The organism is Streptomyces sp. NPDC102451 (genome assembly GCF_044765485.1).
In the GTDB taxonomy this organism is placed as follows: domain Bacteria; phylum Actinomycetota; class Actinomycetes; order Streptomycetales; family Streptomycetaceae; genus Streptomyces.
In genome coordinates this window covers 62,384-76,144 of record NZ_JBIWKD010000007.1, presented here as the reverse complement: position 1 = coordinate 76,144, position 13,761 = coordinate 62,384, and the positions used below count along the sequence as shown (strand labels likewise).

The following is a 13,761-nucleotide window of genomic DNA, read 5'->3' as shown; positions in this document are numbered from 1 at the left end:
GGGGTCTGCCTCCACGGGTCAGCCGGCCTGGACGGCGGGGCCGGTCCGGACGCCGTCGGCCGGCCGGTAGTGGGCGTAGAACTTCTTGGTCTGCTCCAGGACCTCCCAGGTGCCGGTGAATCCGGCGGGGACGACGATGGTGTCGCCGGGGACGAACGTGCGGGCGTTGCCCTCCTCGTCGGCGATGATCACCCGGCCGTGGAGCATGTGGTAGAACTCGTCCTCCTCGTACACCGCCCGGAACTTGCCGGGGGTGCTCTCCCAGATGCCCGAGGTGAAGGCGCCGTCGGCACTGGTGAAGTGCAGGGTGTTGGTGATGGCCAGCTCGCCGGAGATCCAGCGGTCAGGGCCCTTCTTGACGTTCCGTACGTTCTCCGGCTCGGACTCGCCGAAGACCACGATGTCCTTGATCGTTCTGCTGGTCATGCCGATCCCTTCGATATCTGGGTGCGGAGGAGTTCCGCGAGGAGCCGGGCGGCGGTCCCCCGGACCACCGAGTAGTGCGTCCCGGGCAGCGGCCGGACGGCCGCGCCGGACGGGACGAGGCCGCCCGGGTGCAGGTGCAGCGGCGTCAGACCGCGGAAGGAGTCCGGGCGTTCCCGCTCGGCCGGTACGACGAGGAGCGGGCAGTCCTGCGGGAGCGGCCGCGGCCGGTGGCCGAGCAGCAGCCGGTACAGGGCGCGGTACTGGCCGTAGAGGTCGCGCAGGGTCTCCGGTGCCTCGTCCGGGAGATGGGTGGCGGCGAGGTGGCCGAACGGGTCCGGGTGGCCGGCGGGCACCGTGATGTCCACCTCGGCGCCGTCCCCCTGCCCGAGGTGGTCGGTGAAGAAGCCGACGGCGGCGGCGGATTCGTCGAAGTCCTCCACGGCGTCACCGGCGGCCACGAAGCTGTCCACCAGGGTCAGTGAGAGCGCCTGGACGAGGTCCGTACGGCGTGCGGTCTCCGCGGCGAGGACGCCGCCCATCGACCAGCCCAGCAGATGCACGGGACGGCCCAGGGCCGCGAGCGCGGTCGCGTACTCGGCCGCCAACTCGCTCACGCTCGACGGGAGTTCGTTCGTGGGTGGTGCCTGCAGGCCGTACACCGCGTACGAGTCGGGCAGCGCGTCGATCACGGCACGGTAGCCGAGGAGGTGTCCGCCCACCGGATGGACGAGCACCACGGCCGTCCCGCCCGCCGGCCTGACCGGGACGAGCAGCCCGTCGACGCGCTGGTCGAGGAGCGCGCACTGACCGGCGATCGTGCTCGCCTCGAAGAGACTGGACAGCGGCAGCCGTACGCCGAACTCCTCCCCGATCCGGCGGACGAGGCGCACGGCGGAGACCGAACTGCCGCCGACGGCGAAGAAGTCGTCGTCGACCGAGCGGACGGCCGTCCCGCAGACCTCCTGCCACAGCCGGGCGAGTGCCGCCTCCCTCTCGGTGCGCGGCGCACGACCGGCCGGCCCCCCGGTGTCCACGTCCCGCTCCGTCTGCTCCTCGGCGAGGGCGAGCAGCGCCCGCGCGTCCCGCTTGCCGTTCGCCGTCAACGGCAGTGCGGGGACGGTGTGGAAGGCGCTGGGCACCGCGTACGAGGGCAGGGCCGCGCCGAGCCCGGCCCGCAGCGCCGCCGGGTCGAGGACCCTGGCGTCCGCACCGACGAGGAAGGCGATCAGGCGGCTCGCGGCCCCGGTGCCGGTGACGACGCAGGCCGCCGCCCGGACGCCGGGCTGCGCCGCCAGCTGCTGCTCGACCTCCAGGAGGTCCACCCGGTAGCCGCGCACCTTGACCTGGCTGTCCACCCGGCCGAGGAACTCCAGGGTGCCGTCCGGCCGGTAGCGGGCGTGGTCGCCGGTCCGGTACAGGCGTTCGCCGGTTCGGGGGTGGCGGGGGAAGCGGGCCGCGGTGAGCTCGGGCTGCCCGTAGTACTCCGTGGCGAGGCCGTCGCCGGCGATGAACAGCTCTCCGGGCACCCAGTGCGGCACGTCCGCGAAGGCCGCGTCGAGGACGTGGTAGCGCTGGTTGGCGAGCGGCAGACCGTACGGGACGGACTTCCAGGACGGGTCGATCCCGTCCACCACGTGGTAGTTGGACCAGATCGACGCCTCGGTCGCCCCGCCCAGGGCGACCACCTCGGCCTTGGGGGCGGCCCGCCGGACGCGGTCGGGCAGGCCCAGCGGGATCCAGTCGCCGCTGAGCAGCACCAGCCGCAGCCCGCCGAGCACATCGGCGGCGCGCTCCCCGAGGTGGTCGAGCAGCATCTCCAGCAGCGCCGGAACGGTGTTCCAGACCGTGGCGCCGCTCCGCCGCACCCAGTCCGCCCACAGATCGGGGTCGGGGCGGGAACCGCAGGGCGGGACCACGACGGTGCCACCGGCGCACAGCCCGCCGAACAGGTCGAACGCCGACAGGTCGAAGTGCAGCTCGGAGAGGGACAGCAGCCGGTCCTCAGGTCCGACGCCGAAGCGTTCGACCATGTCCTGGACGGTGTTGAGCAGACCGCTGTGCGGGATGGCGACGCCCTTGGGGACGCCGGTCGAACCCGACGTGAAGATGACGTACGCCAGGTCGTCGGGCGCGGGCACCGGCAGCGGCCCCGGTTCACCGGACGGCCCGGGGGCCTCGACGGCGAGCGTGGTGAGGGGCCGGTCCAGCTCCGCGAGGAGCCGGGTGCCCTCCGCGTCGGCCAGGACCCGGCCGATGCCGTGCCGGCCGAGCAGCGCGTCGACGCGGGCCGGCGGCCAGTCCACACCCAGCGGCACATAGGCCCCTCCGGCGGCGGTCACCGACAGGGCGGCGAGGTACTGGGCGGGGCTCTTGCGTGCCAGTACGCCGATCAGTTCACCGGGAGCGGCCCCGGACGCGGTGAGCGCTCGTGCCGTGCGCGTCACCCGGTCCGCCGCCTCCCGGTAGGTGACCTCCCCGTCCACGCCGTGGAACGCGATCCGCTCCGGCGTACGGGACGCTCCCTCGCGCAGCCCGTCCAGGACCCCGCCGCCGGAGAACCCGCGCGCGGTGCCGTTGGCGGACCTGCGGGCCGCCGACAGGGCGTCGGGCAGCGGGAGCACGTGCGGCGCCGACCAGGGCCCTTCCTCCTGTGCCAGCCGGTGCAGCAGATCGGCGTGGGCCGCCGCCAGCTCCTCGACCAGGCCCTCGGGGAACGCCTCGGCCACATGGTCGAAGGTGCAGACGAGCTCGCCGTCCTCCTCCGAGACCTGGTGGTCGAGGAGGACCTGCGGGGTGTGCATCGACTTGAACACCAGGTCCCAGCCCCCGGCCCGCAGATGCGGGGGCAGCGCGCCGGCCGTCGCGTCCTCCAGGCCCGAGGCGAAAACGTACGGGCTGCCCACCGCGGCGCCGGGACGGTGACGGCGGGCGCGGCGTGCCAGCTCGACCCCGGACAGCCAGGCGTGCGGAAGGTCCGCCATCAGCCGCCGCTGGAGCGTCGCGGCCCGCTCGGTGAAGGAGCCGCCCGTGCCGTCGCACTCCAGCAGCAGCGTGCTGCCGAAGTTGCCCACGCAGGCGGCCGGCGCGGCATCGGCACCCCGCGGGTCCGCCGCCAGCATGCCGCGGGTGGCGACGAGAACGGTGAGGGAGAAGGCATCCTGGCCCGACCAGCGGCGCAACACCTCGGCGTAGGAGGCGCAGAGCAGGCTGTTCGCGGAGAGGTTCGCCCCGCGGGCCCGCTCGCGCAGCCGCTCCCAGGTGGCCGCGGGCAGCCGGTGCCGGACCCGGGCGAACCGGGCCTCGGCGGGGAGGGAGAGGGCCGGCAGCTCCGGCGGGCCGGGCAGGACGGGCGACCGCCGCTGCCAGTGCGCGACCGCGTTGCGGTACGCCTGGCTGTCCCGGTGCCGGCCGAGGGAGTCCACGTACCGGGCGAACCAGCCGGCCGGCACGGGCGGGTCCTCGAACGCCCGGCCCTCGTAGGCGTCGGCCAGGTCCCGGCAGACCAGTCCGATCGAACGGGCGTCGAGGACGAACAGCCGCAGGCACAGCAGTACGAACGTCGTGCCCCGGGCCGAGTAGACCGCGCAGCCCAGCTGGGGCCCCTCGGTGAGGGCGGGCAGCAGCGCGGCTGCCGACTCCCGCTCCCGGTGGAACGCCGCCCGGGCCTCCACGGCGTCCAGGTGGCTCCAGTCCACCCGGGCCGGGCCCCAGGAGCCGTCGAGCGGGACGACCCGCTGGAGCCCGTCCCCGTCGACCGCGCAGCGCAGCATCTCGTGCCGGTCCAGGACCGCGCGCAGCGCCGTACGCCAGCGTCCGGCGTCGAGGTCGGCGACCTCGAAGCCGTGCGCGATGTAGGCGGGGGTGGCCAGCTGCGGGAAGTCCGACTCACCGACCTGGTAGGCGCTCTGGAGGTCGGTCACCGGGAAGGGGCGCGAAGCCGCAGCCTCCCCGGCCCCCGCAGCCTCCCCGGCCCCCGCGCCCTCCCCGGCCCCCGTGTCCTCCCTGGCCCCCGCGTCCGCAACGGGCACACGGGGGCCCGGAAGGCCGGGGTGGGCGGCGATCGCCTCCAGCACGGGCCCTTCGCCGTCCGTGAGACGGCGAAGGAGCTCCGCCGGGGTGCCCGGCGGGGCGTCGACGGACAGCCGGCCACGGCGGGACCGCACCATGACGCCGTGTTCGGCCAGTTCGCGAAGGAGCGCGAGCGTGCCCCGCTCCTCCGTGCCCCTCCGTGTGTACTCCACCGTGCCGTCCCCTTCCGACCTGTGTCCGTCGTCGCCCCTGTGGTCCCGTGCCTGCCGCGGTGCGGCTACCCCTCGGCCCCGTCCGCGGCGAGCCGGTGGACGGTGCCGTCCTCCGTGAAGAGCTCGCTCAGCTCGAAGTCGAAGCCCTCCGCCTGGGCGAGCGCCACGAGCCGCATGGCCGCCAGCGAACTGCCGCCGAGCGCCAGGAACGGCGCGTGGATGTCGACCTGCTCGACCTGGAGCACCTCGGCCCAGATCCGGGCCAGCGCGATCTCGTCCTCGCTGCCCGGCGCCGTGCCGGCCCCGGCCGTCGCGGCGGTGCCGCGCGCGGGGAACAGCGCCCGCGCGGCCGCGCCCTCGGGCAGCGGCTCGGCCGCCGGCCCGGGCCGGTTGGCCGCGATGTGCTCCGCGAGCTTGCCCACCGACTCCGTACCGCCGTCGGCGATCGACTCCAGGACCCCGCGGAACGCTCCCAGGATGCGGTCCACCGACTCCGCGTCGAAGAACGCCAGGTCGTACTTGACCTGGAAGAACAGCTGCTCCTCGGGCATCGCCTCGATGGCGAACGGGTAGTTCGTCCAGCCCACGTAGCGTTCCTGACGCACGTGCACACCGCCGCGCCCGGACCAGCCGGTGCCCCGGGGGAAGTTCTCGAAGATCAGCAGCGACTCGAAGAGCGGCTGGCCGCTCGGCAGGTCGGTGCGCTGCTGGATCAGCGGCAGCGGGTAGTGGTCGTGCGAGCGCGCCGCGACCTGGGTGCGCTGTATCCGCTGCAGCCAGCGGCCGATCGGCTGCTCCGGCTCCAGACCCACCCGCATCGGGAGGCTGTTGATGAAGATGCCGACGATGTCCTCGACACCGGCCAGAGCCACCGGACGGTGGGTGATGGTGATGCCGAAGCAGACGTCGTCCTGGGCGCTGCACCCGCCGACGACCACGGCCCAGGCGCCCTGCACCAGGGAGTTGAGGGTCAGCTGGTTGGCGCGGCCGAAGGCGAGGAGCCGCTCGGTCAGCTCCTCGCCGAGGTCGAGGCGCGCCTCGGCGTGCATCTCCTGCGAGCTGGCGGAGAGGCCGAGCTGGGCCGACCGGCCGATCACGGTCGGACGACGGAAGCCGGCCAGCCGGTCCAGCCAGTAGCCGCGGGCGCCCGCGATGTCCTCCTGCTCCAGGAAGGCCACGTAGTCACCGAAGGAGCGCGTGGGCCGCAGCTCGGGAAGCCGCCCCTCCAGCTTCGAGTGGTAGATCTCCAGCGAGTCGCGCAGTAGGACGAAGAGCGACCACGCGTCGAGGATCAGGTGGTGGTAGCTCATCACCAGCTTGTACGAGGTGGAGCCGAGCCGGACCAGCGTCAGCCGGAACAGCGGCGCCCGGTCGTACGCGAACCCCCGGCGTCGGTCCTCGTCGAGGTACTGCTCCAGGAGCTCGGCCTGCTCCGCGTCCGTACGGCCGGACCAGTCCAGCACCGTCCAGCCCAGCTCGGCCGTGTTCTGCACGGCCTGGAGCGGCTCGGACAGGCCCTTGGTGGCGATCCAGACCCGCAGGATCTCGTGCCGGTCGACGACCTGCTGCCAGGCCTGGTGGTAGGCGTCGAGGTCGACCTCGCCGTCGACGGCGTACAGGAACTGCTCGAAGTACACGCCGGAGTCCGGGTCGAGCAGCGAGTGGAAGAGCATGCCCTTCTGCATCTCGGTCAGCGGGTACACCGTCTCGATGCCGTCCGGGTCGGCGGCTGAGGCGCGCACCGCGGCCAGGTCCTCGTCCGCGAGGGTGAAGCCCTCCGGGTCGAAGGCCCCGGTCAGCGCGGGGCGCGTCCGGCGCTGCTCCTCGATGAAGGCGGCCGTCTCGGCGACGGTGGGGGTCGCGAAGACCTGGGTGGCGCTGAGGCTGATGCCCTCGCGGTTCGCCTTGGCGCTGATCAGGAAGCCCTGGATGGAGTCCCCGCCCAGTGCGAAGAAGTTGTCGTGGATGCCGACGGCCGGCAGCTCCAGGGTCTCGGACCACAGCGTGCACAGGTAGCTCTCGAGCTCACTGCGCGCGGCCGTGTACTCCTCGGCCAGCTCCAGGTGGGCGCCCTGCAGCTCGTGCAGGGAGCGGCGGTCCACCTTGCCGTTGTGGGTCAGCGGGATCGCGTCGATGACCGTGAAGGCCGCGGGGACCATGTAGTACGGCAGCCGGTCGGCCAGCCGGGCGCGGATCGCGGCGGCGGTCGGCGGTTCGTCCGTACAGGTGAGGTGGGCGACCAGGCGCTGGTGTCCACCGGCCCCGCGCAGACCGGAGGCGACGGCTCCGGTGACACCGGGGACCTCCAGGAGCCGGGCCTCGACCTCGCCGAGCTCCACCCGGTAACCGGCGATCTTGACCTGGTCGTCCATCCGGCCGAGGAGTTCGAGGCAGCCGTCCTCGGTCCGGCGCGCCAGGTCGCCGGTCCGGAAGACCCGGCCCCGGGCGGTCTCGGCGAACTTCGCCGCGGTGAGCTCGGGCAGCCGGTCGTAGCCCTCGGCGATGCCGACGCCGGCCAGGCACAGCTCGCCCGTACCGCCCGGCGCGACCGGGGAGAGGCTCTCGTCGAGCACCTGGGGGGTCAGTTCGGCAGGGTGGCCGACCGGGACGAAGCCGTCGTACACGGCGCCGGGCAGGCACTCCCAGTACGTGCTGTAGAGGGCCTCGGTCAGGCCGTAGACGTTGAACAGCCTGGCGGGGAGGCCGGCCGCGAAGTACCTCTCGGGCAGTGCGCCGGGCATCACGTCACTGCTGCAGAAGACGTACTTCAGCGACGTGTTGGCGGCGAACGCCGGGTTCTCCAGGATGCCGGACAGCAGCGCCGGCACGACCATCAGTGTCGTCACGGAGCCGCTGTTGATCAGCTCCACCAGGCGGTCGGGGTCCTTGTGGTCGCCGGGCGGCACGATGACGACGGTGCCGCCCGAGAGCACGGGCCAGAAGACCTCGCGGACCAGGTTGGTGATGCTCAGGGTGGTGCGCAGCAGCTGGCGGTCGCCCGGCTGGAGCGGGAAGGTCTGCTGGAGCCACCGCTGGCCGCTGAGCAGGGCGCGGTGGGTGAGCATCACACCCTTGGGCGTGCCGGTGGAGCCGGAGGTGTAGAAGATGAACGCCAGTGCGTCCGGGGCGAGTTCGACCGCTCCGGGGAGCGGGGAGGCCTCGCCGTCGAGCAGGTCCTCGAAGGCGAGCAGGCGGACGCCGTCGGGCGCGGGTCCGTCGAGCAGGGCACGCTCGGTGAGGACGAGTCCGGCACCCGAGTACTCCAGGATGGTGGAGCGGCGCTCGGCCGGGTCCTCCGGGTCGACCGGGACGCAGACGCCACCGGCGCGCAGCACGCCGAAGAGGGCGGGGAGCAGGCCCTGGGAGCGGGACATGTGCAGACCGACACGGCTGCCGGGACGGACGCCCTCGGCGACGAGAGCAGCCGCGATCCGGTCCGCCTCCGCCTCCACCTGGGCGTAGGAGGCCGACGAGTCCCCGTAGAGGGCGGCGATGGCGGTGGGGGCCGACGTGGCCTGCGCCGTGAGCAGGTCATGCAGGAACGACATGCGTGGACACCACTTTCCGTATGGTCGGTGCGGAACGGGTAAGGGAAGGACAGGAGTTGCGTGGCGGGCGGCCGGCGTGACGCAGACGGATCAGTTCTGTGCCGTGCGGGACGCGCCGGACCGGCCGGTGGGTGCCTCGGCGGGTGCGTCCGCGCACTCGCCGGTCCGTGCGGCCACGGCCGAAGGCCGGGGCGGTGGTAGCAGGGCCGCCGCGATCAGCGGCAGGGCGCCGGCTGTCAGGAAGACCCAGGCGGTGCCGGTGGTCGAGGCGAGCACCCCGCCGATCAGCGAGCCGAACGGGATGACGCCCCAGGTCAGCCACCGGTAGGCGGCGTTGACCCGGCCGAAGAGGGGCAGCGGGATGGTCGCCTGGCGGTAGGAGACCACCGCCACGTTCCAGACCATGGACACCAGCCCGTAGGCGAAGAGCCCGACAGCGACGACCGGCACGCTGGGCACGGCAAGGGAGAGGAAGCAGACGCCGAGCAGCGGCGCCCCGAAGCGCATGACCGGCCCGTCCCCGAGCTTCTTCAGGACGCGGCCGGTCACCGCCCCGGCAAGGATGCTGCCGACCGCGAGGCAGGTGAGCAGCAGCCCGTACCCGGTCCCGGAGAGGCCGAGCCGTCCGGGTGCCACGGCCCACAGCGGCAGCATCGTCAGGCACATCGCGTACGAGAGGTTGTTGACGGCGGCCGCGGTGGCGAGCCGTGCGAGGTCCCTGCGGCCGCGGAAGTAGCGGAGGCCTTCGCCGAGTTCGCCGACGAGCGAGCGGAGCGACGTACGCCGCTTTCCCTCAGGGGCGGCGGCGGGCACCGGCTGCTCGTGGCTCGCCTCCAGGACGGCCGCGGGCAGCAGCCCGAGCGCCCAGACGGTGATCACGTACAGCGCCACCACGACGGCGAGCCCGCCGCCCGATCCGAGCGCCGCCACATAGCCGCCGAGAGCGGGGCCGATCAGCTGCGCCAGGAACATCTGGGTGGACTGCAGGGACGCGTTGGCCCGGGGGAGCCGGCCGACCGGGACCAGCCGGGGCAGCTGGGACTGGGCGGCCACGTCGACGACGTTTCCCGCGCAGCCGATGAGGAAGGCCGTGACCACGAGGGCCCAGAGGGACAGCCGGTCGGCCGCCGCCAGGGCACACATCACGGCCACCAGCGGCAGCCGGACCGCGGACGCCCAGCGCATCACGGTCCGCGGTGCGTACCGGTCCGCGATCACCCCGGCCGGGAGGGTGGCGATCAGCCAGGGCAGCCGGACGGCGAGGCCCACCACCGTCACCGCGAGGGCGGAGCGGCTGATCCCGAGGGCCAGCAGCGGGACCGCGATCTTGTAGATGCCGTCCGCGAGGTCCGAGGAGACCACGGCGGACTGGAAGAGCCTGAACGGCCGGCCGAGCCGCTCCTTGTCCGGGGTGTCACGTCCCCTCCGGAGCACGCTCAACATCGGTCCACGAGCAGGACGGAGCTCATCAGGGCGCCGTGGTGCGCGTTGAGGACAGGGCCCCCGCCGGGGACACCGTGCCTGACCAGCACCCCCGAGGGGGCGCCGCCGAACATGAACGGGCCCAGCACGAAGGGCACTTCCGCGTGCTCGACCGCGCCGGTCTCCTGGTCGTAGAAGTCCAGGGCGAGCCGGTCGGGCGTCACATGGCGCTGAAGGATGTGGCGTCCCTCCCGCGCCGCGCGCTCCAGCGCGTCCCGCCACTCCTCGTCGGAGACGTCGGGACCGAGGACCACGCCCCCGCCGCCGTATCCGCCGGCGGGCTTGAGGACCAGTTCCGCACGGTGGCCCAGGGCGTGCCGCAGCAGCTCGTCGCCCTCCGGGCCGGGAGCGGGGAAGAGAGCCGTCCAGGGCAGATGGCGTCCGATGAGCAGCTGGTCGGCCTCCGGGAGCGACTCCTTGTCCTCCCAGAGCCAGGCCATCGTGGTCTTGTCGCTGAGCAGCCAGGTCGCCTCGGGAGTGTGCATGCGCACCTGCCTGGCGCGCACGGCACGGATCAGGGCGTCGAGGCCCTCGCCCGGTGGCTGGTCGAAGCTGAGGAAGAGCCGGAACACCGCGTCCACCCGCTCCCCGTCGAGCAGCAGGACGTCGTGCTCGCCGGTCTCCAGCTGGTCCATCAGGCAGGCGACCGTGTTCATTCCGTGCCGCCGGCCGCTCTCGCACATCGGGGCCAGCCAGGCGAGAAAGGCGTCGGGATCCTCGAGGCCCGGTGCCGCGCCCTTGCGGAACACGGGAATGGCGACGCGGGCCCCCTCGGGAAGCTCCAGTGTTCTACGGATCCGGGCGAAACGGGAATCCACCGCGGAAGGCGGTGCGTCGATACGGTCCCCGCGGGGAAGCGGGCGAAAGAGGTCACGGAATCGCGAGGCGAGCAGATCCGCCTGGAGCGTGCCGCCGAGCGCCCCGTCGATATTGAATTCGACGAACCACGGGACCCCGGACCGGTAGACGATATCGGGGCGCGCCGCGACGAGCAGGTGTTCGTCGAGGGGCTCCGTACGGGACAGCAGCGGAGTGTCGGCCCCGTTCACTCCCAGGACGTCCTGGAGCTCGCCGGCGGTGGTGGCCCTACGGCGGCAGGAATCGAGGATCAGTTTCATCAGACGCGCGGAAACGCGTCCCAGTTCGTCGTAATGGGCCCGGTCGACAAAGGCCGGCCGCAGGGGGCGCCATGCCCCTTTGGAGCCACTGATTCCTTTGTGGACGCGCCGCACCGCGGTGGTGGAACCGCTCAGGACGCCGTCCCTGAAGGATTGGGGGAGTTCGCTCCAGAGGTCCAGTGAATGGCCGAGCGAACCGATATTTCTGCTTTCCATGCCCCCCACGTCTCCCCGAACGCATTACCACAGATGGAGGGTTCGCGTCCCCCCAGCCGCTGGACGAAACACTATCGCCACAATGGCGGTGGTGATCTTGAGCCTCGGAACATGTGCCGGGCCGACCTGGGGCAGGAGCAGAGGAAATTCGCGATGTGTGGGAGCGCTCGTGAATATTTGCAGGACAGTCGCACTCAACCGAGAAATATCACTGAGTGGACACCGGTGTGCTTGTCATGGGTTGTCCTGAACAGGCCGCATTTTGGGGGCGGTTGTATGCTGCGCGGGTGACGACCCGGGTGATGACCAGTGCGACGCGTCGGCCCATGGAGCTGGGGGACGGCCTCCGGGGCGAGCTGCCGCCGCTGCCGGGTCAGGGCGGTCCGCCCTCGCTGTGGCTCGTACGGTCCGACCGCTTCCGCGCCGTCGCGGCCCGGTCGGCCGCCTCCGTGCTCGACGCCGACGAACAAGGGCGGGCGGCGGAGTTCCGGAGGGACGACGACAGGGACACCTATCTGGCAGGCCATGTGGGGCTGCGGATGCTGCTCGGCGCCTACCTGGAAGTCCCGCCCCGCGACGTCCCGTTGGAGCGCGAACCCTGCTTCTCGTGCGGGCAGCTCCACGGCCGCCCCGTGGTGCGGGGCAATCCCCTCCACTTCTCCCTCTCCCACACCGGGGGGCTCTGTCTGCTGGCCTTCGCCGCCACCCGGGTGGGCGTGGACATCGAGGCCGTTCCCGCCCTCCACGTCGCCGACGAGGTCGGGCCGTCCCTCCACCCGCGGGAGGCGGCCGAGTTGGGCACTTGTGACGACGCGGGCCGGCCGGCCGCGTTCGCCCGGACCTGGGCGCGCAAGGAGGCCTATCTGAAGGGGCTGGGCACCGGCCTGGGGCGCTCGCCCTCCCTGGACTACCTGGGGGCGGCTCCGGACGTGGTGGCGGGGCCGCCCGGCTGGACGATCGGCGATGTCGCCGTGGACGACGGATACGCCGCCGCTGTCGCCGTGGCGGTCTGACCCCCCTGGGGAGGGGCACCCCTCGAAGGTCCCCGAAGGGCGACCCCCGAAGGAATCGGTCCCGCCCGTGGCCGGAATCCTTCCGGTTCATTTTGTCCGCTTTCCCGCTTCCCTCTTGTTCGCGGCCGTGTTTCGGCGGCGACGGAGGAATCCATTCCGCCTCCTGTCGTATGCGAAGCGCGCGTTGCATTGGTCCGATCTGGCGGCAGATGTGATCAACCGTCAAGTATTGCGCGTGTACGCCGAGTTACCGTCTCGCATGCTGGTTCCCCCTGGACCGGGATTTCTTGTCTTGCTAACTTGAGGCTCGCCGAATTCGCGCCTCCATGTCGGGTCGCGCCGAGCTTCGTATCGGCGGAGCCTTCGACCGATGGAATTGCAGGTGCTACGCGGCCGCGTCGACATATTCTGCGCACCGATGCACCACCTCTGGGACCGGACGTAATCCACTGCCTGATGTTTCGAGGGGGGAGCCATGTTTTTTTCGGGAAAGTTCCTTCCCTCTTCGGGGGCGGAGCGGACGCTTGCAGGCACCACACTGCTGAGTTCGATCGGCAAGGGGATATTCCTCACGGCAGGTGTGCTCTACCTGACCCGTGCGGTGTCCCTGCCCGCGGTGGAGACCGGAGTGCTCTTCAGCGTGGCCGGCCTGGTGTCGGTGCTCGCGGGGGTGCCACTGGGGCGGACAGCTGACCGGTTCGGACCGCGACTGGTCTTCTGGTGCAGTCTTGCGACCAGTTCTGTCTCGGCGTTCGCCTTTCTGCTCTGCCGGGGCTACGCCGATTCGCTGGCCGTCGTGGTCGTGGCGACCTCCGCACAGGCGGCACTCCTGGTGGCGCGCGGCCCGGTGATCAACCGGATCGCCACCGGAAAACCGCAGGAGCTACGGGCCTACGTCCGCTCGGTGACCAACGCGGGAATCGCGCTCGGCGCGGCCGTCGCGGGGTGGGCCACCGCCCAGGACACGGCACAGGCCTACCGGGTCCTGGTCGTCGTCTGCGGGCTCTGCTTCGCGGCGGCGCTGCTGGTGGCCCTCCGGCTGCCGCGGCTCGCTCCGCTGCCGGCGGAACGTGCGTCGCGCTGGGCCGCCCTGCGTGACCGCCCCTATGTGGTCCTCTCACTCATCGACGGAGTGCTGTCGATCCAGTACCGGGTGCTGACCGTGGCCCTGCCGCTGTGGATCGTCACCGCCACCGAAGCCCCCCGGTGGACGGTCTCCGCCGCCGTGGTCTTCAACACCGTGCTGGTCATCCTCTTCCAGGTGCGGGTCAGCCGCGGGATCGACAGCCCGCCACGAGCCGCGCGTGCCATGCTGACCGCCGGCCTGTTCCTGATGCTGTCCTGCCTGGCGGTCGCCGCCACGGCGGGGACCTCGGGCAGCGCCGCCATCGCCCTGCTCGCCGTCGCGGTCATCGTGCACAGCCTGGGCGAACTGCAACAGGCAGCCGGTGGTTTCGAACTCTCCAACACGCTCGCCCCGCCGCACGCCCTCGGCCAGTACCTGGGCGTCTTCGGAATGGGCATGGGATTCGCCGAGTCCTTCGGCCCGGCTCTGCTGACCTGGCTCTGCATCGGCTGGGGCTGGCCCGGCTGGTGCCTGATGGGGGCGGTGTTCCTGGCCGCCGGGGCGTCCGCCGGTCCGGTCGTCCGGTGGGCCGGCCGGACCCGGCCCGCTGCCCACGCCGAGCCGCAGCCCGCCTGACCACCCACGCTCCTC

The 13,761-nt window shown here is 72.3% G+C and carries 7 protein-coding genes; 2 read left to right on the top strand and 5 right to left on the bottom strand.

The genetic code is table 11. The features are described from left to right. Positions 1–18 precede the first annotated feature (18 nt). The 5 genes from ACIRD8_RS18005 to ACIRD8_RS17985 form a co-directional block, all read right to left on the bottom strand. Entirely contained in the window at positions 19–426 is a 408-nt protein-coding gene (locus ACIRD8_RS18005; RefSeq protein ID WP_403992020.1) for a cupin domain-containing protein, read from the bottom strand. Then, complete coding sequence (locus ACIRD8_RS18000; protein WP_403992017.1) at positions 423–4,667, bottom strand: amino acid adenylation domain-containing protein; 4,245 nt, start codon at positions 4,665–4,667, stop codon at positions 423–425. Before ACIRD8_RS18000 ends, ACIRD8_RS18005 begins: the two co-directional genes overlap by 4 nt. Positions 4,668–4,732: 65 nt before the next feature. Beyond that, the gene (locus ACIRD8_RS17995) at positions 4,733–8,215 is read right to left on the bottom strand and encodes an amino acid adenylation domain-containing protein (RefSeq protein WP_403992014.1); all 3,483 of its coding nucleotides are present in this window, start codon (positions 8,213–8,215) and stop codon (positions 4,733–4,735) included. Between the two features lie 90 nt (positions 8,216–8,305). Next, positions 8,306–9,649 carry an MFS transporter gene (locus tag ACIRD8_RS17990; RefSeq protein WP_403992011.1) on the bottom strand — a complete coding sequence of 448 codons (1,344 nt, stop codon included), beginning with the start codon at positions 9,647–9,649 and terminating at the stop codon, positions 8,306–8,308. Between the two features lie 2 nt (positions 9,650–9,651). Next, positions 9,652–11,031 (bottom strand): hypothetical protein, encoded by a 1,380-nt coding sequence (locus tag ACIRD8_RS17985; RefSeq protein ID WP_403992008.1) that lies wholly within the window; start codon positions 11,029–11,031, stop codon positions 9,652–9,654. A 287-nt stretch (positions 11,032–11,318) separates the two neighbouring features. Between ACIRD8_RS17985 and ACIRD8_RS17980 the strand changes: the two genes are divergently transcribed. Next, positions 11,319–12,044 (top strand): 4'-phosphopantetheinyl transferase family protein, encoded by a 726-nt coding sequence (locus tag ACIRD8_RS17980; RefSeq protein ID WP_403992005.1) that lies wholly within the window; start codon positions 11,319–11,321, stop codon positions 12,042–12,044. Positions 12,045–12,519: 475 nt separating this feature from the next. Beyond that, positions 12,520–13,746 (top strand): MFS transporter, encoded by a 1,227-nt coding sequence (locus ACIRD8_RS17975; RefSeq protein ID WP_403992002.1) that lies wholly within the window; start codon positions 12,520–12,522, stop codon positions 13,744–13,746. Positions 13,747–13,761: the final 15 nt, after the last annotated feature.

Bases quoted from the DNA above. Each gene is read 5' to 3' on its own strand.
- ACIRD8_RS18005 (WP_403992020.1), bottom strand. From the start codon at position 426: ATGACCAGCAGAACGATCAAGGACATCGTGGTCTTCGGCGAGTCCGAG.
- ACIRD8_RS17995 (WP_403992014.1), bottom strand. From the start codon at position 8,215: ATGTCGTTCCTGCATGACCTGCTCACGGCGCAGGCCACGTCGGCCCCC.
- ACIRD8_RS17985 (WP_403992008.1), bottom strand. From the start codon at position 11,031: ATGGAAAGCAGAAATATCGGTTCGCTCGGCCATTCACTGGACCTCTGG.
- ACIRD8_RS17975 (WP_403992002.1), top strand. From the start codon at position 12,520: ATGTTTTTTTCGGGAAAGTTCCTTCCCTCTTCGGGGGCGGAGCGGACG.